The organism is Paraburkholderia graminis C4D1M (assembly GCF_000172415.1).
In the GTDB taxonomy this organism is placed as follows: domain Bacteria; phylum Pseudomonadota; class Gammaproteobacteria; order Burkholderiales; family Burkholderiaceae; genus Paraburkholderia; species Paraburkholderia graminis.
This window is the reverse complement of sequence record NZ_ABLD01000004.1, coordinates 328,521-351,312: the sequence shown is the minus strand read 5'-3', so window position 1 is coordinate 351,312 and position 22,792 is coordinate 328,521. Positions and strand designations below refer to the sequence as shown.

Sequence of the window (22,792 nt, the reverse complement as noted above, 5' to 3'; positions counted from 1 at the left end):
ATGACCACGGACGTTTCCGCCCAACCTCCCGCGCCGCCGCCCGGCAACGAGCCGGCCGGCGCCGCCGGACAACCCGGCGCGCCGCAGCCGCCTTGGAAGCGCCGCGGCGCTGGCCGTCTACTGCTGAAGACGCTCGGCTGGACCGTCGCGGTGCTGGTGTTGCTGCTCGTTCTGGCGCTGGGTCTCGTGTACGGCGCGCTCACCACCGAGCGCGGCACCGCTTACGCGTGGCAGGCGGCGGTGCGGCTGCTGGGCGGCAAGCTGAGCGGCACGCTCGAAGGCGGCGCGCTGGCCAACGGCGTGCGGCTGCGCGCAGTGCGCTGGCGCGCGCTGGACGGCAGCGGCACCGACATTCAGATCGACCGCGTGTCTGGCCGCTGGGGACTCACGCGCGAACCGTGGCGCTTCACGATCGACTATCTGCATGTCGGCACCATCGACGCGCGCATCGGCGCATCGTCGCCGAGCAGCAATGAACCGCTGAAGCTGCCGCAGGACCTGCGCTTGCCGATGCAACTCGAGATCCGCGATGTGCAAGTCGACAGCCTGCTGCTGCGCCAGGGCACGTCGACGAGCGAGTTCTCGCACTTCGCTTTTCATGGCCGCAGCGACGGACGTCATCACGAGGCCGCGGTCGAGCGCCTGGATACGCCGTTCGGCGGGGTGACGGCGTCGGCGAAACTGGATGGCGTCAAACCGTTTCCGCTGACGGGCGATGTCGGTTACTCGGGCAAGGTCAACGACGAGGCCGTGCAGGTGGGCGGGCATCTGAGCGGGTCGCTCGAGAATGTGCTCGCCGAACTCGACGCAAGCGGGATGAAGCTCGCCGGGCACGCGCAAATTGAAGCGACGCCGTTCGCCGAGGTGCCGCTCAAGCGCGCGACGCTGACGTTCGATCACGTCAATCCGCAGGCGTTCGCGCCGGGCGCGCCGCTCGCGGATCTCGCCGTGAGGGCGGAGTTGCAGCCGGTGGGGGCGGGTGCGAGCAGTGTGAACGGCGCGAGCAGCGGAAACGGCGCGACCAGCGGAAAGGCGGCGACCAGCGCGAACGGCGCGACCAGCGCGACCAGCGCAACCAGCGCAAACAGCGCAAACAGCGCAAACAGCGCAAACAGCGCAAACAGCGCAAACAGCGCAAACAGCACAGCGGGCCGTGACGGCGCCGTGCATGCCCCAGGCTCCACCCACCGCCGCAACGCCAGCAAAACGCCGAGCCCGTTCGCCGTCGCGGGCCATATCTCGATCGTCAACGCGCGTCCCGGCGCGATCGATCAGAACCTGCTGCCGCTCATCGACGCCAACGCCGACGTGCGCCTCGACGCCGACGCGCAGCGCATCTCGAACCTCGCCGTCCGCCTCGTGAAGAACGCGACGCTCACAGGCGGCGGCGCGCTCACCGGCAAGCGCGGGCAGTTCGACCTGCAGGTCGCCGGCCTCGACCTCAACGCACTCCAGGCGACCGTGCGGCCGACGCAGCTTTCCGGGCCCATCGCCATCCGTCTGAATGACGACATTCAGAGCGTGACGCTCGATCTCGCCGACCCGAAAGCGGCGTTGCGGGCGCAAGGCAAGCTCACCATGGATCCGGCGCGGCTCAGCTTCAACGACGTGCGCATCACCTCGGGCAAGGGCCGCATCGAACTGTCCGGCGCGCTCAAGCACGACGCCAATTCCAGCTACAACCTGAAAGCGCAACTGACCGACTTTGACCCGTTGACGCTGACCTCGCAGATGCCGTCGCGCACGCCGGTCGCCGCGTCCTCTGGACCGCAGCGCGCAGCCAAAGGCAAGCAGGCCGCCGAAGTGTCCACCGAAGCTGCCGCACAAGCCGGCAGCACCGCGGGCGCAAAAAGCGCGGCTCCGGCCGACAAGGCGGCTGCCGCCGTGAAGAACACCGGCAAGGCCGTCGTCAAAAGTGAGGTCATGCAGCGCAAGACGCCCGCGCCGAAACGCGCCGCGCCGCCCGCGCGCAAGATCGAGGCGAAGGTCAACGGCACCTTGTCCGCGACCGGCGTCCTGGCTCCGGGCTTCACCACCAAGGCCGAATTCAAACTGGGCCCGAGCGTCTACGACGGCCTGCCGCTGACGGGCGGCGGCACGATCCAACTGGCCGGCTCGCGAATCCTGCCGAGCCGCGCGAACCTGTCGGTGGCGGGCAATCAGGTGGACTTGCAAGGCAGCTTCGGCGCGCGCGGCGACCGCTTGCGTTTTCATATCGACGCGCCCGCGCTCGAGCGCCTCGGCTTCGGCCTCGCCGGAATGATTGCCGCCGACGGCGATCTCACCGGCTCGTTCGACCATCCAAACGTCGTGCTGAACTACAAGGCCGACAGCGTCGTGTTGAGCAGCAACCGCATCGGCCACGCGGAAGGCCACGCCGAAGTGCGCGACGGCGCGAACGGCGCGCTCGTCTTCACGACGGATGCGCGCAACGTGAGCGCCGGCGGCGTCGATCTCGCCACGCTCACCGCGCGCCTGACCGGCACGCGCGCCAATCATTCGCTCGAAGCAGCCGCGACCGGCAAGCTGCAGGATCGGCCGCTCGATCTGACGCTCGCGGCCAACGGCAAGCTCACCGAAGCACGCGACGGCACGCGCTGGGACGGCACGGTGACGCGTCTGCAAAACCGCGGCACGCCCGCGTTGAATCTCGAGTCGCCGCTTGCCGTGAGCGCCGGGCCGCGCCACCTCACGCTCGGCGCGACGCGGCTCACGCTCGAAGGCGCGGTGCTGAGCCTGAAGTCGTTCGCGTTCGACCACGGCCGCGCGCAATCGGCGGGCACGCTGACCGGCATTTCGCTCGCGCGTCTGCAGGACTTGCGGCGCGAGATCACCGGCGCGCCGCCGGCGGTGAGGACCGATCTGATCTTCGACGGCGACTGGGACTTCGCGCTCGGCAGCACGGCAAGCGGCCATATCCAACTGAAGCGCCGCAGCGGCGACGTCACGGTTGAAATCGGCCGCGGGCTGGCATCGCTCGGCATTACCGATATGGCCGCGCGCGCCGAGTTCAGCGGCGGCAATCGTCTGAATGCGACGCTGCACGCGCAGGCGAGCCGCATCGGCGTGATCGACGCGGATGCGCACACCACGCTCGTCGCGCGCGACGGCTTCTTGACCGTCGACGAAGAGAGCGCGCTCAGCGGCAATGTGAGCGCCAACGTGCCGTCGCTGAAAACCACCGGCGGGCTGTTCGGCCCGAGTTATCTGCTCGACGGCCATCTCGCGCTGAAGCTCGCGCTCGGCGGCACGGTGGCCAAGCCCAATCTGACCGGCTCGCTGCTCGGCGACGAGCTGTTGGCCACGCTCGTCGATCAGGGCGTGCAGTTGAAGGACGGCATTGTGCGGATCGCGCTGTCGCACAATCTCGTGGACTTCCAGCAGGTCGAGTTCCACGGCGCGAGCGGCACCCTGCGGGCCACGGGCCGGGTGCGCCTCGACGGCGCGGAGCCGGATCTGACGGCGAGCATCGTCGCCGACAAACTGGAGTTGTTTGCCGCGCCGGACCGCAATCTGTCGCTGACGGGCAGCGCGACCGTCGCGAACGCGGGTGCGCAGGGCGGCATGGCGATCAACGGCAAGTTTGTCGTCGATCACGCGCTGTTCGACATGCCGGAGCAGTCGGCGCCCAAGCTCGGCGACGACGTGGTCGTCGTGCGCCCGGACGGCACCGTGGCCGGCGAGCGGCCGCGGCCGGTGCCCGGCAGCAACAAGCCGATCGGGCCGTTCGCGCCGCGCGCGAACATCGACATCAGTCTCGGCAACAGCTTCCGTTTTCGCGGACAAGGCGCGGATCTTGGTTTGACCGGCACCATCACCGCGATGAGCGCGCCGAATCTGCCGCTGCGCGCGGTCGGCAACGTCCGCGTGACGCCGGGCTCAACGTATACCGCGTTCGGCCGCAAGCTCAACATCGAAAACGGCTTCTTCACGTTCAACGGACCGGTGGCGAATCCGGGCCTCAACATTCTGGCCATGCGCCGCAATCAGCAGGTCGAGGCGGGCGTGCAGGTGACGGGCACAGTTCAGTTCCCGGTCGCGAAGCTCGTGTCCGAGCCGAACGTGCCGGACAACGAGAAGCTCTCATGGCTGCTGTTCGGCCACGGTACGGACCAGGGCAATAACCTCGGCCAGCAGAGCACGATGACGACGGCGCTCGCGTTGCTCGGCAGCGCGAGCGGCAAGCGGATTGCGCAGACCTTCGGGCTCGACGAGTTTTCGATTGGACACAGCGAAGTGGGGCTCACCGATCCGCAGGTGGTGATGGTGTCGAAGGCGATCAACGAATGGCTCGTGATCGGCTATGAGCAGGGCTTGCAGTCGGCGAGCAACGCGATCAAGGCGACGGTCAATCTGACGCGCTACTGGTCGGTCGCGGCTTATGGCGGCACGTTCGACGGCCTCACGCTGCTCTACACGCGGCGCTACGACCGGATCAAGTGGTGACTTTTTCGCAGGCGTAAAAAAACGGCACGTTTTTTGAGGACGTGCCGTTTTTGTTTGCCGGGCGAAAGCGTGGTGCGGAAAGCCCGCTGCCGGTTTTACTTCACCCGCATGCCCGGCTTCGCGCCGCTATGCGGCTCGAGCACGTAAAGGCCCGGTTCGGCTTTCTCGTCCGCCGCCGATGCCGCCAGCACCATGCCTTCGGACAAACCGAACTTCATCTTGCGCGGCGCGAGGTTCGCGACCATCACCGTCAGCTTGCCGATCAACTGCTCCGGCTGATACGCGGACTTGATGCCGGAGAACACGTTGCGCGTTTTCTCTTCGCCGACATCCAGCGTGAGTTGCAGCAGTTTGTCCGAGCCTTCCACCGCCTTGCAGTCGACGATCTTCGCGACGCGCAGGTCGATCTTCGCGAAGTCGTCGATCGAGATGATGCCTGGCGTTTCGTCGCTCGCCGCAAACGCAGCAGCGGCTGCTTTGGCAGCCTTCGACTTTGCCTTCGCGTCGGCGGCGGACCCAGCCGTTTCCGGCGTGGCCTGCAGCGAATCGCGATTGGCCGCGATCAGCGCTTCGATCTGCTTCGGATCGACGCGCGTCATCAGATGTTTGTACGCGTTGATCGGACGCGCGGAACTGAGCGGCACGTTGGCGTCGGCCCACACCAGCGGCTCGATACCGAGAAAGCCTTCGACGGCTTCGGCGAGCTTCGGCAGCACCGGCTTGAGCGCAAGCGACAACAGGCGGAACGCCTCGATGCTCACGCTGCATGTTTCGTGCAGCGCGACGGCGTTGGCCGGGTCTTTCGCCTGGTCCCACGGCTTGGCGGTATCGACGTAGGCATTCACTGCGTCGGCCAGTTCCATGGTCTGACGCAGCGCGCGGCTGTACTCGCGCGCCTCGTAATGCGCGGCGATTTGCGGGACCGCGGCGCGCAGCGAAGCGAGCAGCGGATGCTGCATCGCGCTGTCCTGCACACGGCCGTCGAAGCGCTTGATCAGGAAGCCCGCGGCGCGGCTCGCGATGTTCACGTACTTGCCGACCAGATCGCTGTTCACGCGCGCCTGGAAGTCGTCGAGGTTCAGGTCGAGGTCTTCCATCGTGCTGTTCAGCTTGGCGGCGAAGTAGTAGCGCAGCCATTCCGGATTCAGCCCCGTGTCGATCACGCTTTGCGCGGTGATGAAGGTGCCGCGCGACTTTGACATCTTCGCGCCGTCGACGGTCAGAAAGCCGTGCGCGAACACGTTGGTCGGCGTGCGGTGGCCCGAAAATTCGAGCATGGCCGGCCAGAACAGCGTGTGGAAATACAGAATGTCTTTGCCGATGAAGTGATACTGCTCGGCCGTCGAACCCTTGCGGACCCACGCGTCGAAGTCGAGCCCGCGCTTTTGCGCGAGATTCTTGAAGCTCGCGTAGTAGCCGACGGGCGCATCCAGCCACACGTAGAAATACTTGCCCGGCGCGCCCGGAATTTCGAAGCCGAAGTAGGGCGCGTCGCGCGAGATGTCCCAGTCCGCGAGCTTGGCTTCGCCTGCGTCGCCGAGCCATTCGCGCATCTTGTTGGTCGCTTCGGGTTGCGCAAGGCCGCCCACCCACGCGCGCAGGAAGTTCTCGCAGCGCGGGTCGGACAGGCGGAAGAAGTAGTGCGTCGACGTCTTGCGGATCGGCGTGGCGCCCGACACCACCGAATACGGATTGACGAGCTCGGTCGGCTGATAAGTCGAGCCGCAGACTTCGCAACTGTCGCCGTACTGGTCTTTCGCGCCGCATTTCGGGCACTCGCCCTTGATGAAGCGGTCGGGCAGGAACATTTCCTTGACCGGGTCGTACGCCTGTTCGATGTCGCGCGCGTCGATCAGGCCCGCCTCCTTCAGCGCGAGGTAGATGTTCTCGCTGAGGACGCGGGTCTCTTCGGAATCGGTCGAATAGTAGTTGTCGAACGAAATGCCGAAGCTGTCGAAGTCGCGCTTGTGCTCCTGCCACACGCGGTCGATCAGTTGCTTCGGCGTTATGCCTTCTTTTTCCGCGCGCAGCATGACCGGCGTGCCGTGCGTGTCGTCGGCGCCCACGTAGTAGACCTCGTGACCGTGCATTCGCAGCGCGCGGACCCAGATGTCCGTCTGGATATATTCGACCAGATGGCCAATATGGATTTGCCCGTTCGCGTAAGGAAGGGCCGACGTGACGAGAATCTGGCGGCGGCCCGACGGCGCGCCTGCGATGAGATCGGTAGCGGGTGCTGACATAAGGATGGTGGGAGCCTGCGGTGGGACGAAAGGTCGATTCTAGCAGGCGGACGCCCACCGGGCGCGGGCTCGCGCGGAGCCGGATGCGGAGCGGGATGCGAAGCCGGAGTCATGCCGCGCTGCACCGGGCGATGCGAAAAGCGAGCGCCCAAAAAAAACCGGGGCGATTAACCCCGGAGCAACAACGACAAGAGGAGAATGGTGACGCGGCGGCTTCGCCAGCCACGTACCGTAAAGACAGACAGCGGATTTTCGCGAGAGTTCGAAATTTTTTTCGTCCTCGTGCGAGATTTCCCGCGATGCATCTTTTACGGCTGGATCATGGCCCGGCGCAGGTCGGCGCCATGCGCGCGGGGCCCGCCTGCGGCCCCATTTCTCCTGCGCTTTCGCGCGCTGTCCTTATTGCGTCGTGTGCTGAGCCGTGGCGCGCAGATAGATTTCCACGCGACGGTTAGCGGCACGGCCGGCTTCGGTGTTGTTGTCGGCGATCGGCTGGTTCTGGCCCATGCCTTCTGCCGACAGGCGCTGCGGCGCGACGCCGCGTTGCGCCAGATAGCCCGTCACGCTTTGCGCGCGGTTGACCGACAGCGTCTGGTTATACGCCGGCTGGCCGGTGCTGTCCGTGTGGCCGACCACTTGCGCGATCACTTCAGGATTCTGCTGCAGCGTTTGCGTGAGCTGATCCAGAACCGGCGCGAACGACGGCTTGATCGCGTAGCTGTTCGTGTCGAACGTGACGGAGCTCGGAATGTTCAGCTTGAGCGAGCCGTCCGGCTGCTCGGTGATCTGCGTGCCGGTGCCCTTGGTGGCGCCCGACAGCTTGTTGTGAATGGATTGCCAGTTGTAGCCGGTAATGCCGCCCACCGCAGCGCCGACGCCGGCGCCGATTGCCGCGCCCTTGCCGCCGCCGAAAATCGCGCCCAGCGCCGCGCCGGTGCCGGCGCCCACGCCCGTGCCGACGGCCGTGTTGGTGCCTTGCTGGCTAGCGCAGCCTGCCAGCAAGGAGCCGGCAACCGCGAAAACAGCCAGGCGAGTCATGATTTTTGCATTCATTTTTAAGTCCTCTTGAGTGAAGCGAATGACGCGCATGAAGCGCGCAGGTAAAGCACTCCGCAGCGTTGCGTCTGGAACAAGCCTGGACGGCGAACGCGGCGGGAGCCAAGCAGACTGCTCATCGAGACGGAACCCGGGCGTCAACCCAAGGCCGCTCTTCAGTCCCGGTCCGACAGTGAAGAAGGGTCTTCCGGCAGCGCACGACGCGAGCCACTACAATAAAGCCTGGCGCGCAGCGATGCGGCCCCACGGCCGTCCGCCTGCCCGAAGGGTGCCCGGCAGGCCCGGTTTTCGCAATGCTGCCTAACAATTTCTTGCAAATTCCGGCGCGTGGACGGGACTTCGATTCCGCCGCGCCGCGAGTGTTCCCTCGGAGTGTCAATGAGTATCGATCGGGCTTTGGTCGACGCTGCGCTCGCAGCCGTCGCTGACCCTAACACCGGCCGGCCGTATGCCGCTGCCAGGAACATCAAAAACGTAACCGTGGAGGGTGACACGGTTAGCGTCGCGGTGGTACTCGGCTATCCGGCCATGCGCCAATTCGACGCGATCCGCAAGCAGTTCGACGATGCGCTGAAGGCCGTGCCGGGCGTGGCCGGGACGCGCGTCGAGGTATCGCAGGAAATCGCCGCGCATACGGTGCAGCGCGGCGTGAAACTCTTGCCGAACGTTAAAAACGTCGTGGCGGTGGCGTCGGGCAAGGGCGGCGTCGGCAAGAGCACGACCGCGGTCAACCTGGCGCTCGCGCTGGCAAGCGAAGGCGCTTCGGTGGGCATACTCGACGCGACATCTACGAGCCGTCGCTGCCGTTGATGCTCGGCATCGAGGGCGCCGGAATCCGCCGGACGAGAAGACCATGAATCCGATGACGGGTCACGGTCTGCAGGCCAACTCCATCGGCTTCCTGATCGAACAGGACAATCCGATGGTCTGGCGCGGCCCGATGGCCACCTCCGCGCTCGAACAGTTGCTGCGGCAGACCAATTGGCGCGATCTCGACTATCTGATCGTCGACATGCCGCCGGGCACCGGCGACATCCAGTTGACGCTCTCGCAACGCGTGCCCGTGACCGGCGCCGTGATCGTCACGACGCCGCAGGACATCGCGCTGCTCGACGCGCGCAAGGGCCTGAAAATGTTCGAGAAAGTGGGCATTCCGATTCTCGGCATCGTCGAGAACATGGCCATGCATATCTGCTCGAATTGCGGCCACGAAGAACATATCTTCGGCGCCGGAGGCGGCGAGCGCATGGGCAAGGAATACGGCGTCGACGTGCTCGGCAGCCTGCCGCTCGACATTGCGATCCGCGAGCAGACCGACTCCGGCCGGCCGACGGTCGTGGCCGATCCGCAGGGACGCATCGCGGACATCTATCGCACGATTGCGCGGAAGATGGCGGTGCACATCGCGGAACGGGCGCGCGACATGACCTCGAAGTTTCCGAACATCGTGGTCCAGAACACCTGACGCGCCCGAGCGGCGGCGGGCGCAACGCTCTATTTGCGCCTTCTCTCGCGGTATCATGTCGACTTCACAAGTTCGGCTCGGCGGCCGCAGGGGCGGCCACCAGGCCGGCAAGAGGATCGCATGGGAAAACGAATCGACGGGCAGGCGGTGCATGCGTTCATCGTCCTGACTGCCTGCAGTGTGCTGTTATGCGGCTGCAGCGCGTTCCTGAGACCACAGGAAAAGCGCGCCGACGCGCAGTTGCTGCCCACCGTGGGCAATCAGGCGCGCGGCCTCGTGACGTTCATCGAGCGCTCGGACGGCGTGCAGGTGACCTACAACCTCTCGGGCTTGCCGCCCAATAGCGATCACGCGCTGCAAGTCCACGAGCGCGGCGACTGCAATGCGACCGACGGCTCGAGCGCCGGCCAGATATTCTCGCCGGCCGCCGAGCGTCTGAAAGCAGGCGCGCGCGTGGAAGGCGATCTCGGCAACATTCATGCGGATGCGAACGGCGTGGCAACCGGCTTCATCGTCGCGCCGGACGTTTCGCTCGACGGTATCCGTTCGGTCCTGCAACGCGCGGTTCTGCTGCATCGCGATCCCACCGATCCTTACGCGTATCCGCAGCATGGCGCCGGTCCGGCGCTTGCGTGCGGCGCGATCCGGCAATGAACGATCGCATGACGGGCCGCGCGCTTGTCGGCAGTTGCCGCGCGCTTGTCCATTCGCGGCGCCTTGGTGGTCCGCATTCGTGGCCCGCATCCGCGGCAGCATCTTCGTGATCGCGTAAAATAAGCGCCTTTCGTCGCGGCGTCCGGCTGGCGTTATCGTCAACAGGACTCGCGGGCGGCTTCGTCCGGGCGCGCTAGCAGCCTTCCCGCCGTCACGGCAATGCGCGAAACCGGCCGCAAGGCGGCCGGCGCACACCGGGCGGTTATCCGTCACACCTCTGTTATTCACGTCGAGCAGCGTTCACCTATGACCATCAAATCCGACAAGTGGATCCGGCGCATGGCCGAGTCGCACAAAATGATCGAGCCGTTCGTGCCCGATCAGGTTCGCGTCTCCGAAGACGGCCGGAAGATTGTCAGCTACGGCACCTCGAGCTACGGCTACGACATTCGCTGCGCCGACGAATTCAAGATCTTCACGAACATCAACTCGACCATTGTCGATCCGAAGAATTTCGACGAGAAATCGTTCGTGGACTTCAAGGGCGACGTCTGCATCATTCCGCCGAATTCGTTCGCGCTCGCGCGCACGGTCGAGTATTTCCGCATTCCGCGCTCGGTGCTGACCGTGTGCCTCGGCAAGTCGACGTACGCGCGCTGCGGGATCATCGTGAACGTCACGCCGTTCGAGCCGGAATGGGAAGGCCACGTCACGCTCGAATTCTCGAATACGACACCTTTGCCTGCGAAAATCTACGCGAACGAAGGCGTCGCCCAAGTGCTGTTTTTCGAAAGCGACGAGATTTGTGAAACGTCGTACGCGGATCGCGGCGGCAAATATCAAGGTCAGCACGGCGTCACGTTGCCGAAGACCTGACGCCGGCAGCGCATCGACCCACCAGGTACACAGGGTGACCGCTGCAATTTATCGAATGCAGCGGTCGTTCTTTTTGGAGAATCGCCCATGAAGTTCCGTTTTCCCGTCGTCATCATCGACGAAGATTTCCGCTCCGAGAACATCTCGGGTTCCGGCATCCGGGCTTTGGCCGAAGCAATCGAGAAAGAAGGCGCGGAAGTGCTCGGGTTGACGAGCTACGGCGATCTGACTTCGTTCGCGCAGCAGTCGAGCCGCGCGTCGTGCTTCATCCTTTCCATCGACGACGACGAGCTGCTGCCGTACGTCGAAAACGTCGTGGTCGAAGGCGAGACGCCGGAACTCGCGGCGGCCATCGTCGCACTGCGCGCGTTCGTGACCGAAGTGCGCCGCCGCAACGCGGACATTCCGATTTTCCTGTACGGCGAGACGCGCACGTCGCGCCATTTGCCGAACGACATCCTGCGCGAACTGCACGGCTTCATCCACATGTTCGAGGACACGCCGGAGTTCGTCGCGCGCCACATCATCCGCGAAGCCAAGGTGTACCTCGATTCGCTCGCGCCGCCGTTTTTCAAGGAACTGGTGCACTACGCGGAAGAAGGCTCGTACTCGTGGCACTGTCCGGGCCACTCGGGCGGCGTCGCGTTTCTGAAGAGCCCGCTTGGGCAGATGTTCCATCAGTTCTTCGGCGAGAACATGCTGCGCGCCGACGTCTGCAATGCGGTCGACGAACTCGGTCAATTGCTAGATCACACGGGCCCCGTTGCGGCTTCCGAGCGCAACGCCGCGCGCATTTTCAGCGCGGATCACGTGTTCTTCGTGACCAACGGCACGTCGACATCGAACAAGATCGTCTGGCACGGCACGGTCGCGCCGGGCGACATCGTGCTGGTGGATCGCAACTGCCACAAGTCGATCCTGCACGCGATCACGATGACCGGCGCGATTCCGGTGTTCCTCACGCCGACGCGCAACAACTTCGGCATCATCGGTCCGATTCCGCGCAGCGAATTCGAGCCGGAAAACATCCGCAAGAAGATCGCGGCGAATCCGTTCGCGCGCGAAGCGCTCGCGAATAATCCGAACCTGAAGCCGCGCATTCTCACCATCACGCAAAGCACGTACGACGGCGTGATCTACAACGTCGAGATGATCAAGGAGATGTTGGGCGAATGGCTCGACACGCTGCATTTCGACGAAGCCTGGCTGCCGCACGCCGAGTTCCACGAGTTCTATCAGGACATGCATGCGATCGGCGCGGGCCGTCCGCGTATCGGCGCGATGATCTACGCGACGCACTCCACGCACAAGCTGCTCGCCGGCATTTCGCAGGCTTCGCAAATCGTCGTGCAGGATTCGAAGAACAGCCGCTTCGACAAGCATCGCTTCAATGAAGCGTATCTGATGCATACGTCGACGAGCCCGCAGTACGCAATCATCGCGTCGTGCGACGTGGCAGCGGCGATGATGGAAGCGCCAGGCGGCACCGCTTTGGTCGAAGAGTCGATTGCCGAAGCGCTCGACTTCCGCCGCGCGATGAGCAAGGTCGACGCCGAGTACGGCGACGACTGGTTCTTCAAGGTGTGGGGCCCCGACCAGTTCGCGGAAGAAGGCATCGGCTCGCGCGAGGACTGGATGCTGCGCCCCGACGATTCGTGGCACGGCTTCGGCCCGCTCGCCGAAGGCTTCAACATGCTCGACCCGATCAAGGCGACCATCGTCACGCCGGGTCTCGACATGAACGGCGATTTCGGCGAGACCGGCATTCCGGCCGCGATCGTCACGAAGTATCTGGCCGAGCACGGCATCATCGTCGAGAAGACCGGCTTGTACTCGTTCTTCATCATGTTCACGATCGGCATCACGAAGGGCCGCTGGAACTCGATGGTGACCGAGCTTCAGCAGTTCAAGGACGATTACGACAACAACCAGCCGTTGTGGCGCGTGCTGCCGGACTTCGTCGCGTTGCATCCGACGTATGAGCGCGTCGGGTTGCGCGACTTGTGCCAGCAGATTCACAGCGTCTACCGTGCGAACGACATTGCGCGTCTGACCACCGAGATGTACCTGTCGAGCATGGAACCGGCGATGAAGCCGTCGGACGCATTCGCGAAGCTCGCGCATCGCGAGATCGACCGTGTGCCTATCGACGAACTCGAAGGCCGCGTCACGTCCATTCTGTTGACGCCGTATCCGCCGGGCATTCCGCTGCTGATTCCGGGCGAGCGCTTCAATAAGACCATCGTCAACTATCTGCGCTTCGCGCGCGAATTCAACGAGCGTTTCCCGGGTTTCCACACGGACATCCACGGACTCGTCGGCGAAATGATCAACGGGCGCATCGAATATTTCGTCGATTGCGTGCGCGTCTGACGATGCGATCGACGTTGCTCGCGCGGGCTGTCATCTGTGCGCTGCTGCTTGGCGCCGCGCCGCTCGCGGCGCGCGCCGAAGTCGCCGCCGCCGATCCGATCGACGCGGCCATGCGCACCTGTCTTGCGCGCAGCGATATGTCGTCGACGGCCGGGCAGGTGCAGTGCATGGAGACGGCGCGCATCGGCTGGAAGAGCGCGTTGGATAACGCATGGCAGCAGTTGCAGGGCGAGTCGCCGCAGACGCGCCGCAAGCAGTGGCAGAAGAGTCAGGCGAGCTGGCAGGCCTCGCGCGATGCCGACACGCAACTGCTCGCGGCGGTGTTCGCCACCACGCGCGGCACGATGTATGTGCTTGCCGCCGCCGATATGCAATTGCAGCCGGTGCGCGACCGCGCGCTCGTGCTGCGCAGCGCGGCGGCAGATGCGAGCTCAGGTGGGCAACCTAAGGCCGGTCGTTCGCGGAGCGGCCGTGTGCGCGCCTGTGCCGCCGACGCGCGCTGCGAACACGCGATGTTCGACATGAACCGCTACTACCGTCGTCTGCAAGCGAAAATGCCGGCGCGTTCGCGTTCCACGCTGACGCGCGCGCAAAAGGCGTGGACCGCTTATCTGAACGCAAGCACGCCGCTCGTCGATGAACGCGGCCGCATCGACATCATCGGTGCGCGTGTGGCGACGCTCAAGCGCTTGTCGGAAACGGTCGGCAACGACTAGGCTTCTGCGCGCGCAGAAGCCGCCTCATCGAGAGGAGAGCTTCAGGTCAACGCGTAGCTGTCGGCTTGCAGATCGGGCAGCGCGACCGCGGGTTCGCCGCGCAGATCGCGCAGTGCGTCTTCAATGATCAGAGACATGGTGTGTAGCGCGAGGTCGTTGTCGTCGGTGCCGAACGGCTCCTCGATTTGCGACGCGATCGCTTCGTGCGCCATGAACGTGTACGCGACGAACACCGCGAACACCGGCGTGAAAATGCCGATGCTGTCGACGAGTCCGAACGGCAGCGACGCGCAGAAGAAGTAGACCGTGCGGTGAATCATCACCGAGTACGCAAACGGCAGCGGCGTGGAGGCAATGCGCTCGCATCCGCCGATCACATCCGACAAGCCATTCAGATTCCGGTCGAACGCGAGTACGGCCATCGGATCGATTGAGCCTTTTTGCGCCTGGCGCTGCGCCCATTCGCCAAGAACCAGCATCAATGTCGCCGGTTGGTAGCGCGACGCCATCACGCGTTCGAACAGCGCGGGCGGCAGGCGCGCGGCGAGGTCTTCGCGCGGATCGCTTTTGCGAAGCTGATGCCGCAGCGCGTGCGGCAACGCGCCCAATGCGGCGCAAAATTCGGCCGCGTCTTCTTTGGGCAACGGCGTCGTTCGCAAGGTCAGCGCCTGACGCGTGAGCGAACGCGCGTCGTTCAGCAGTTGACCCCACAGCTTGCGCGCTTCCCACCAGCGGTCATAACTGGCGTTGTTGCGAAAGCCGAGAAACACCGCGAGAGCGATGCCGACGAGCGAGAACGGCGCAGTCGTGTTGAGGTTCAGCGAGATGGGCAGCAGATGATCGTGCGCCGCGACCGCAACGATCGAGATCGCGAAAATGAGGAACAGCCGGGGAAGCAACTGCGGAAGCACCGAGCCGCGCCACGCAAGCAGCATGCGGAACCAATGGAGATGCGGACGGATGATCATCGGTGTGCTGTGCCATGAGCGATGGAGTTTCTATTATCGCTTGTTGTTCGAGTCGCGCGATTGAAACGCAGGCTCGCACGGGCAATGCTTCAGCAGAAAGCATGAAGGCCACGCCGTAGCGTGGCCTTCATGCAAGCCTCAATCTGCAAACGTCAATCGCGCGCCGATGAAGCCGCGCCGTGACTGAGCCAGTCGAGTACGGCGGTGGCGTCGTCGTCCGCGCCTTGACGCGCTTTCGCCACCGTTTCCGCAACGTCCGCGCTCGGCACCGCGCGACGAATCGCCACGCCGACCGCGAGAATATCGATCATCACCAGATGCAGGATGCGCGAGATCATCGAAAGCTGCGACTCGCGAATCTCGATGTGATCGGTTTCGAGCGCGACGGTAGCGCGCTTGGCCAACGGCGTGTTGCTCGACGTGATCGCGATCACTTTCGCGCCGGCCTGCATCGCGACATCGAGCACGCGCAGCAGTTCGGGCGCGCGGCCCGACTTCGACACCGCGACGATCACGTCACCCTTGCCGAGCAACGCAGCGGAAGCCGCCTGCATGTACAGATCGCCGTAAGCAATGGTCGGAATGCCGAAGCGGAAGAACTTGTAGTGGGCGTCCTGCGCGACGATGTTCGAATTGCCGAGGCCATAGAACTCGATACGACGCGCGCCGTTCAACAGATCGATTGCGCGTTCCACCTGCTCGAAGTTCAGATGCTCGCGCAATTGCAGAATCGCCGACACGGTGTTGTCGAGCACCTTCGCGCCGAAGTCAGTCGCGGTATCGCCGAGATGCACCTGGCTATGGCTGACCGGAATGGTGCCGGTCAAGCCGGTGGCGAGCTTCAGCTTGAAATCCGACAGCCCCTGGCAGCCGAGCGAACGGCAGAAGCGGATCACGGTCGGCTGACTCACGTCGGCCTTGCGCGCGATGTCGACGATCGGATCGTTGATGATCGAACGCGGGTGGTTCAACGCGAGATCGGCGACGCGGCGCTCGGCCGGCGTCAACGCGTCGCGCATCTGGCGAATCCGCTCGAATACCGCCGACGAACTGCCGCCCGCGCGATTCGACAACTGCTCGGCGAGAATCGCGGACACGCCGAGAAAGGCCGGATATTCGGCGGTGATCACATAGGTCGGCACGTTCTGCAAGTACGCCTCGAAGCGGCCCTTCGCCTCGAAGCGCTTGCGAAACGACGAGCGCGCGAAGAAGTCGCCGAGCCGCGGCACGACGCCGCCGCCGATGTAAATGCCGCCGAGCGCGCCCAGCGTCACCGCGATATTGCCCGCGAAGGTGCCGAGAATGCCGCAGAACACATCGGCGGATTCGGCGGCGAGCGGCTCGCCTTCGAGCGCGCGCTTGACGATCTCGCGCGTGTCGACGTTGGCCGCCACGCGCTTCTTGTCGCGGCCCGCGAGCGCACGATAAATCACTTCCATGCCGGGGCCCGCGGCCACGCGCTCGAACGACACATGCGACCACTTCTTGCGCGCGTAGTGCAGCACGATGTCCTCGCGCTCGTCGGCGGGCGCGAAGGTGGCGTGGCCGCCTTCGCTGCCGAGCGCGATCCAGCGGTCGTCGGCGGGAATCAGACCCGAGACGCCCATGCCGGTGCCCGGACCGAGCAGGCCGATCACGCTATTCGGGCGGCGCGTGCCGCCGCCGACCTGCACGCGCTGCGCGTCGGTGAGGCCCGGCAAGGCCATCGCCAGCGCGGTGAAGTCGTTCACGACCAGCAGCGTGTCGAAGCCGAGCGCGCGGCGCGTGGCTTCGATCGAGAAGGTCCAGTCGTGATTCGTCATGCTGACCTGATCGCCGTCGACCGGGTTCGCAATTGCAATGGCCGCATGATTCACGCGGCCGATCTTCATGTCCTTCAGATACTTCTTGATGACCTCGGCAACACCGGGATACTCCGCGCACGGGTAGACCTGCACCGAGCCGATCTCGCCCGGTCCGGTTTCGAGCGCGAAGCGCGCGTTCGTGCCGCCGATGTCGGCGAGAAGCCTCGGTCCATCGGCGTGCTGGCCCGCGCCCGGAGCAGCCTTAGTTTGCACACCAGTAGACATCGAGTCTCACTCCCTTGTCGTTCGCCAACTGCGAGATGGCATTTTTTTGTAGCGAAGAGGCGGCGGCGTTCAGCACGTCCATCTTGCGCGGTCCTGCGATCAGCAAAAACAGGTGCTTCACTTCCTTCAGCGCGGAAAGCGACCAGCTCACGCGCGCATGCGGCGCGCTGCCGGGATGCACGGCGACGAAGCGCTCGCGCGTGGTGATCGCGTGATCCCACTCGGGCGCGTCGGCGAAGATCGACGCGGTGTGGCCGTCTTCGCCCATGCCGAGAATCGCGACGTCGGGCGCATTGGCAAAACGCGCGTCGGCGTTCAGCGCGGCGACGTGCGAATGCAGGTCCTGCGACGTGTCGGCGAGCGGCCAGAAGGTCGCGTTCTGCGCGGCGCTTTGCAGCAGCGTCGCGTGCGCGAGCTGCGCGTTGCTCGCGCTGTCCGTCTCGGGCACCCAGCGGTCGTCGACGAGGGTCACGGCGATGCGCGCCCAGTCGAAGCTTTGCGTGGATAACGTCTGCAGGAACGGGCGCGGACTGCTGCCGCCCGAAACGGCGAGCAGCGCCGGGCGGGCCGCAGATGTCGTGGTGGACGTACCGGCCGTGGACGCGCCGGCAATACCGGCGTCCGACGTTGCCGCCTGGGCGGCCAGCGATGCATGTAGCGCGTCGCCGACTGCCTTCGCCAACGCGTCGGATTGCGCGCGTTGATCGTCGAAAGCGTGAAGCTCGATCACTTCTCCTCCGTGCTGCTTTTTTGTTAGCGCGGCGACCAGCCGCCGCGAATCAATTCTCTTCTTCGAGCCAGCAGGTGCCGTGCTGCGCGAGCATCGCGCTCGCCGCGGCAGGACCCCATGTGCCCGACGCATACGGCTTCGGCGGTTTGTTCGAAGCCTTCCATTCGTTCAGAATCGGTTCGACCCAGCGCCACGCGGCTTCCTGTTCGTCGCGCCGCACGAAGAGGGCGAGACGCCCGTTGATCACGTCGAGCAGAAGACGTTGATACGCTTCCATCTGCCCTTCGCGGAAGAACTGGTCGAACGCGAGATCGAGGTGAACGCTGGCGAGGTTCATGCCTTCGCCCGGCTGCTTCGCGAGACAGTAAAGACGGATGGTCTCGTTCGGCTGCAAGCGGATCACCAGACGATTCGCGCCCGCGCGCAACGCCGATGCGCCCAATGCCGAATGCGGCACCGAGCGGAAATTCACGACGATTTCCGCGACGCGATCGGCAAGCCGTTTGCCGGTGCGCAGGAAAAACGGCACGCCCGCCCAGCGCCAGTTTTCTATCTCGACCTTCAGCGCGACGAAGGTTTCGGTCGTGCTGTTCTGCTTCACGCCGGGTTCGGTCGCGTAGGCGGGCACGGCGTTGCCGCGGATCACGCCCGAATGATACTGGCCGCGCACCGCAACCTTGCCGATGTCGAGCTGATTGATGGGCTTGAGCGCGCGCAGCACGCGCAGCTTTTCGTCGCGCACCGAGTCGGAGTCCATCGAATGCGGCGGCTCCATCGCGACGATCGAAAGCAGTTGCAGCAAATGGTTCTGCACCATGTCGCGCAGCGCGCCGGTATTGTCGTAGAAATCGCCGCGCGCTTCGACACCGAGTTCTTCCGCGATCGTGATCTGGATGCTTTCGACCCACTCGCGGCGCCACAGCGGCTCGAACAAAGCATTGCCGAAGCGCAGCGCGAGCAGGTTCTGCACGGGCTCTTTGCCGAGGTAGTGGTCGATGCGGTAGATCTGTTCTTCCGCGAAGATTTCGCCGACCGCGTCGTTGATTGCATTCGACGACTTCAGGTCGTAGCCGAGCGGCTTTTCTAGCACGATGCGCGCGTTTTCGTTCAGCCCCACCGACGCGAGCGCGCGGCAGATCGGCACGAAGAGCGACGGACCGGTGGCCAGATAAAACACGCGGATGCCCGGCAAGTCCTTCACCGCATCGCGCAGCAACGTGAAGTCTTCGGGATTGCCCAGGTCGATCTTCACGAACTCGATGCGTTCGAGAAAACTGGCCCATGCCGTTTCGTCGACACCGTTCTTCGATACATGCGGCTTGACGTGCTCGTTGACCCACTGAAGATATTCGCCGCGATCCGCTGCGTGGCGCGCGACCGCGACGATCTTGCCGCTGTCGGCCAGCATGCCGCCCGCACGGTGTGCTTCAAACAGTGCGGGGAGAATCTTGCGCATCGACAGATCGCCGGTTCCGCCGAAGAGAACGAAGGTGAAACTTGAATCGGTTTGCATGAGTCTCCGTCGATGTCCTGGGGCCGCCGCGCCAACCGCTCGCTCCTCGCGAACAGGCGACCGTAGTCCGATAAAATATTTTTTGACACTGAATTGTAGTTTAACTACAATCCAAATCAAGAGGTAGCGCAAATTCGATGAAAAAAGCGTGCGCTGCATGTCAGTTGCACGTTTCGCGAATCGGCCAACGTCCCCTGCATGTTAACGGACATTGCAAACGGACATTGCATTGCCGGCATGGGCCAGCCTCGAGTCTGCCGCGCGACGCGGGCGGGCAAAAATCAAAAGAGGAGACAGTCAGTTGCATCCCGAATCACTCATCTCTTGAGCTTCCAGCGGCCGGACATCGGTCCGCCGGCACATGCCTTAACGCATGCGCCCGACCGTGCTCGATCGCCCAGTGTTTTGCCTGTTTGAACCAACCACAGCACCCTGGCGACATCAGGGGCCATTTGTTTTTTGTTCAGGTGTCTGGAGGAGATAAGCAATGAAATTTCGCGCGATCATGGGCGCTCTGTGCGCCGCGGGTCTGATGTGTGGCGTCTCGGCCGTGCAGGCTGCCGAGTCGGTCGAAGTGTTGCACTGGTGGACTTCGGGCGGCGAATCGAAAGCCGTCGGCGTCCTCAAGGACGACATGACGAAGCAGGGTTACACGTGGAAGGACTTTGCGGTTGCGGGTGGCGCGGGCGCGGCTGCCATGACGGCACTGAAGACGCAGGTGATCTCGGGCAATGCACCGAGCGCCGCGCAGATCAAAGGTCCGCTGATTCAGGACTGGGCTTCGCAAGGCGTGCTGGTGCCGATCGACTCCGTCGCGGGCGACTGGAAGAAGAACCTGCCGCCGGAAATCGACAAGATCATGCACGCGGACGGCCACTATGTCGCGGCGCCGTTCTCGGTGCATCGCGTGAACTGGCTGTATATCAACAAGGCTGCGCTCGACAAGGCGGGCGGCAAGGTGCCGACCACGTGGCCTGAATTCTTCGCGGTGGCCGACAAGATGAAGGCCGCGGGCATTCAGCCGATCGCGATGGGCGGCCAGCCGTGGCAAGACCTGACGCTGTGGGAAGACGTCGTGCTGTCGCAAGGCGCGGACTTCTACAAGAAGGCGCTGGTCGACCTCGACGAAAAGACGCTGACTTCGGACAAGATGGTCGGCGTGTTCGACACGGTCCGCAAGATCCAGGGTTACTTCGACGCGGGCCGCACGGGCCGTGACTGGAACCTGGCAACGGCGATGGTCATCAACGGCAAGGCCGGCATGCAGTTCATGGGCGACTGGGCGAAGGGCGAATTCGCCAACGCCGGCAAAAAGTCGGGCGCGGACTACGTTTGCGCGGCCGTGCCGGGCACCGAAAAGTCGTACACGTTCAACGTCGACTCGTTCGTGTTCTTCCAGCAGAAAGGCCAGAAGGCGGCAACGCCGGGCCAGCTCGCGCTCGCGAAGACGATCATGACGCCGGAGTTCCAGGAGCAGTTCAGCCTGAACAAGGGCTCGATTCCGGTTCGTCTGGGCGTCTCGATGGCGAAGTTCGACGACTGCGCGAAGAAGTCGTACGCGGATGAACAAACGGCGATCAAGTCGGGCGGCTATGTGCCGTCGCTCGCTCACGGCATGGCTCAGCCGGATGCGGCAGCCGGCGCGATCTCCGACGTCGTCACGAAGTTCATGAACTCGCAGCAGGATTCGAAGAGCGCAGTGACCGCGCTCGCGAAGGCAGCGAAGACCAAGTAAGTGAAGTAGCGAAGGGCGCGTCCGTCGAATGTATTAAGCGGGCGCGCCCTTCGCGCCGTTGATCGCGTGAATTCGCGCAATGCGGTGTGCGCTGTTTGCACTGCGCCTCGCATGCACGCGGCTTCACCTGACAGTTTCAGCAGGAGTCGAGTAGTGACTGCTTCTATCAGCGGAAACGGGAAAACGGCTAGCGTCGCCCGCCGCACGTCGCCCATGGCGGCCCTTGCCGATCGCTGGATTCCGAAGCTGGTGCTCGCACCCAGCGTCGTGATCAGCCTGATCTTCGTCTATGGCTTCATCGCCATCACCGGCTATCTGTCGCTGTCCAATTCGCGACTGATGCCTCGTTATGATTTCGTCGGTCTGGACCGTTATCGCGAACTGTTCGATAACGACGTGTTCTGGACCTCGGCGGCGAACCTCGGCTGGTTCGGCATTCCGTTTATCGGCATTTGCATCGGCCTGGGTCTCTTTCTCGCGATCCTGCTCGATCAGCAGATCCGCAACGAAGGCGCATTGCGCGCGGTGTTTCTGTATCCGATGGCGCTGTCGTTCATCGTGACCGGCACGGCGTGGCAATGGATCATGACGCCGAGCATCGGCCTCGAAAAAGTTTTCCACGACTGGGGCTGGACGAGCTTTTCGTTTAGCTGGCTGGGCGACCCGGACAAGGCGATTTTCTGCGTAGTAATCGCGGCGGTATGGCAATCCACCGGCTTCGTGATGGCGCTCTTTCTTGCGGGCCTGCGCGGCGTGGACGGCGAAATCTTCAAGGCCGCGCAGATGGACGGCGCGAATCTGCCCACCATCTATCGCAAGATCGTGATTCCGAGCATGCGTCCGGTGTTCTTCTCGGTGCTGCTGATTCTTTGCCACATCACGATCAAGACCTTCGACCTCGTCGTCGCGTTGACGGCGGGCGGTCCGGGCACGTCGTCGTCGCTGCCGGCTATCTTCATGTACACGTTTTCGTTCAATCGCGGGCAGCTCGGCGTCGGCGCGGCATCGTCGATGATGATGCTCGCAACCGTCGTGGCCGTGCTCGTGCCGCTCATGTATCTGGAATCGAGGAGCACCCGCAATGCAGCCTAAGATGACGATCAGCCGTGCCGTCATTTACGCGGCCTTGGTCCTGTTTGCCCTGTACTTCCTGTTTCCGCTGTACGTGATGCTGTCCACGTCGTTCAAGGACATCGACCAGTTGCGCACCGGCAATCTGCTGACGCCGCCTACGCACTGGACCGTCGATCCGTGGATCAAGGCATGGAGCGGCGCGTGTACGGGTGTGCGTTGCGACGGCATGCAGCCGTTCTTCATGAACTCGGTGCGGATGGTGATTCCGGCGGTGCTGATCTCGTCGATCATCGGCGCGTTCAACGGCTATGTGCTCACGCACTGGCGTTTTCGCGGCGCCGATCCGATCTTCACGATGCTGCTGGTCGGCTGCTTCATTCCGTTCCAGGCGATCCTGCTGCCGATGGCGCGCTTCGAAGGCTTTCTCGGCCTGTCGAACACCACGACCGGCCTGGTGGTGGTGCACGTGATCTACGGTATCGCGTTCACGACGATGTTCTTCCGCAACTTCTACGTGAGCATTCCGGCTGAACTCGTGAAGGCGGCGCGTATCGACGGCGCGGGTTTCTTCACGATCTTCACGAAGATTCTGCTGCCCGTGTCGCTGCCGATTTTCATGGTGTGTCTGATTTGGCAATTCACGCAGATCTGGAATGACTTCCTGTTCGGTATCGTGTTCTCCGGCGTCGATTCGATGCCGATCACGGTGGCGCTGAACAACCTCGTGAATACGTCGACGGGCGTGAAGGAATACAACGTCGACATGGCCGGCGCGATCATCGCCGCGTTGCCGACCTTGCTCGTCTACATCATCGCCGGACGCTATTTCGTGCGCGGGCTGACGGCCGGCGCGGTGAAGGGCTAACGCCTCGCA

Annotated in this window: 14 protein-coding genes and 1 pseudogene; 9 read left to right on the top strand and 6 right to left on the bottom strand. The window is 64.0% G+C overall.

Annotation, left to right across the window (positions count from 1 at the left end):
• A complete protein-coding gene (locus tag BGRAMDRAFT_RS09625) occupies nt 1-4,446 on the top strand; it encodes a translocation/assembly module TamB domain-containing protein (protein WP_006048523.1) in 4,446 nt (1,481 codons plus the stop codon).
• Nucleotides 4,447-4,541: 95 nt separating this feature from the next.
• On the opposite strand, the gene metG is transcribed toward BGRAMDRAFT_RS09625, so the two are convergent.
• Both metG and BGRAMDRAFT_RS09615 read right to left on the bottom strand, forming a co-directional pair.
• A complete protein-coding gene (metG, locus tag BGRAMDRAFT_RS09620; RefSeq protein WP_006048522.1) occupies nt 4,542-6,689 on the bottom strand; it encodes a methionine--tRNA ligase in 2,148 nt (715 codons plus the stop codon).
• A gap of 399 nt (nt 6,690-7,088) precedes the next feature.
• Entirely contained in the window at nt 7,089-7,742 is a 654-nt protein-coding gene (locus BGRAMDRAFT_RS09615) for an OmpA family protein (RefSeq protein ID WP_006048521.1), read from the bottom strand.
• 381 nt (nt 7,743-8,123) lie between these two features.
• Between BGRAMDRAFT_RS09615 and apbC the strand changes: the two are divergent.
• From apbC to BGRAMDRAFT_RS09590, 5 genes and pseudogenes are all read left to right on the top strand, one after another.
• Nucleotides 8,124-9,210, top strand: a pseudogene (gene apbC, locus BGRAMDRAFT_RS09610) (iron-sulfur cluster carrier protein ApbC).
• A gap of 120 nt (nt 9,211-9,330) precedes the next feature.
• Entirely contained in the window at nt 9,331-9,864 is a 534-nt protein-coding gene (locus tag BGRAMDRAFT_RS09605) for a superoxide dismutase family protein (protein ID WP_006048518.1), read from the top strand.
• A 306-nt stretch (nt 9,865-10,170) separates the two neighbouring features.
• A complete protein-coding gene (dcd, locus tag BGRAMDRAFT_RS09600; protein WP_006048517.1) occupies nt 10,171-10,740 on the top strand; it encodes a dCTP deaminase in 570 nt (189 codons plus the stop codon).
• Nucleotides 10,741-10,827: 87 nt separating this feature from the next.
• Nucleotides 10,828-13,113 carry an arginine/lysine/ornithine decarboxylase gene (locus tag BGRAMDRAFT_RS09595; RefSeq protein WP_006048516.1) on the top strand — a complete coding sequence of 762 codons (2,286 nt, stop codon included), beginning with the start codon at nt 10,828-10,830 and terminating at the stop codon, nt 13,111-13,113.
• Between the two features lie 2 nt (nt 13,114-13,115).
• Nucleotides 13,116-13,829, top strand: a complete 714-nt coding sequence (locus BGRAMDRAFT_RS09590) for a lysozyme inhibitor LprI family protein (protein WP_006048515.1) — start codon at nt 13,116-13,118, stop codon at nt 13,827-13,829.
• A gap of 41 nt (nt 13,830-13,870) precedes the next feature.
• Here the strand turns inward: BGRAMDRAFT_RS09590 and BGRAMDRAFT_RS09585 are convergent, their stop codons facing one another.
• The 4 genes from BGRAMDRAFT_RS09585 to zwf form a co-directional block, all read right to left on the bottom strand.
• Nucleotides 13,871-14,797 carry a bestrophin family protein gene (locus BGRAMDRAFT_RS09585; protein ID WP_006048514.1) on the bottom strand — a complete coding sequence of 309 codons (927 nt, stop codon included), beginning with the start codon at nt 14,795-14,797 and terminating at the stop codon, nt 13,871-13,873.
• 152 nt (nt 14,798-14,949) lie between these two features.
• Nucleotides 14,950-16,866 carry a bifunctional transcriptional regulator/glucokinase gene (locus BGRAMDRAFT_RS09580; RefSeq protein WP_006048513.1) on the bottom strand — a complete coding sequence of 639 codons (1,917 nt, stop codon included), beginning with the start codon at nt 16,864-16,866 and terminating at the stop codon, nt 14,950-14,952.
• Nucleotides 16,844-17,596, bottom strand: a complete 753-nt coding sequence (gene pgl / locus BGRAMDRAFT_RS09575) for a 6-phosphogluconolactonase (protein WP_006048512.1) — start codon at nt 17,594-17,596, stop codon at nt 16,844-16,846. The genes BGRAMDRAFT_RS09580 and pgl overlap by 23 nt, the downstream gene beginning before the upstream one ends.
• Nucleotides 17,597-17,645: 49 nt before the next feature.
• Nucleotides 17,646-19,109, bottom strand: a complete 1,464-nt coding sequence (gene zwf / locus BGRAMDRAFT_RS09570; protein WP_006048511.1) for a glucose-6-phosphate dehydrogenase — start codon at nt 19,107-19,109, stop codon at nt 17,646-17,648.
• Between the two features lie 487 nt (nt 19,110-19,596).
• On the opposite strand from zwf, the gene BGRAMDRAFT_RS09565 reads away from it, so the two are divergent.
• The 3 genes from BGRAMDRAFT_RS09565 to BGRAMDRAFT_RS09555 all read left to right on the top strand — a co-directional run bounded on the left by BGRAMDRAFT_RS09565 (nt 19,597) and on the right by BGRAMDRAFT_RS09555 (nt 22,783).
• Nucleotides 19,597-20,844, top strand: a complete 1,248-nt coding sequence (locus BGRAMDRAFT_RS09565) for an ABC transporter substrate-binding protein (protein ID WP_006048510.1) — start codon at nt 19,597-19,599, stop codon at nt 20,842-20,844.
• 153 nt (nt 20,845-20,997) lie between these two features.
• Nucleotides 20,998-21,936, top strand: coding sequence for a carbohydrate ABC transporter permease (locus BGRAMDRAFT_RS09560; RefSeq protein WP_006048509.1), 939 nt, complete (start codon nt 20,998-21,000; stop codon nt 21,934-21,936).
• Nucleotides 21,926-22,783 carry a carbohydrate ABC transporter permease gene (locus BGRAMDRAFT_RS09555; protein WP_006048508.1) on the top strand — a complete coding sequence of 286 codons (858 nt, stop codon included), beginning with the start codon at nt 21,926-21,928 and terminating at the stop codon, nt 22,781-22,783. The genes BGRAMDRAFT_RS09560 and BGRAMDRAFT_RS09555 overlap by 11 nt, the downstream gene beginning before the upstream one ends.
• Nucleotides 22,784-22,792: the final 9 nt, after the last annotated feature.

Excerpts from the sequence above, each read along its gene's own strand:
- zwf (WP_006048511.1), bottom strand. The coding sequence starts at position 19,109 with ATGCAAACCGATTCAAGTTTCACCTTCGTTCTCTTCGGCGGAACCGGC.
- BGRAMDRAFT_RS09615 (WP_006048521.1), bottom strand. The coding sequence starts at position 7,742 with ATGAATGCAAAAATCATGACTCGCCTGGCTGTTTTCGCGGTTGCCGGC.
- BGRAMDRAFT_RS09585 (WP_006048514.1), bottom strand. The coding sequence starts at position 14,797 with ATGATCATCCGTCCGCATCTCCATTGGTTCCGCATGCTGCTTGCGTGG.
- BGRAMDRAFT_RS09595 (WP_006048516.1), top strand. The coding sequence starts at position 10,828 with ATGAAGTTCCGTTTTCCCGTCGTCATCATCGACGAAGATTTCCGCTCC.
- dcd (WP_006048517.1), top strand. The coding sequence starts at position 10,171 with ATGACCATCAAATCCGACAAGTGGATCCGGCGCATGGCCGAGTCGCAC.
- BGRAMDRAFT_RS09565 (WP_006048510.1), top strand. The coding sequence starts at position 19,597 with ATGAAATTTCGCGCGATCATGGGCGCTCTGTGCGCCGCGGGTCTGATG.
- BGRAMDRAFT_RS09605 (WP_006048518.1), top strand. The coding sequence starts at position 9,331 with ATGGGAAAACGAATCGACGGGCAGGCGGTGCATGCGTTCATCGTCCTG.
- BGRAMDRAFT_RS09580 (WP_006048513.1), bottom strand. The coding sequence starts at position 16,866 with ATGTCTACTGGTGTGCAAACTAAGGCTGCTCCGGGCGCGGGCCAGCAC.
- BGRAMDRAFT_RS09555 (WP_006048508.1), top strand. The coding sequence starts at position 21,926 with ATGCAGCCTAAGATGACGATCAGCCGTGCCGTCATTTACGCGGCCTTG.
- BGRAMDRAFT_RS09590 (WP_006048515.1), top strand. The coding sequence starts at position 13,116 with ATGCGATCGACGTTGCTCGCGCGGGCTGTCATCTGTGCGCTGCTGCTT.
- metG (WP_006048522.1), bottom strand. The coding sequence starts at position 6,689 with ATGTCAGCACCCGCTACCGATCTCATCGCAGGCGCGCCGTCGGGCCGC.
- BGRAMDRAFT_RS09625 (WP_006048523.1), top strand. The coding sequence starts at position 1 with ATGACCACGGACGTTTCCGCCCAACCTCCCGCGCCGCCGCCCGGCAAC.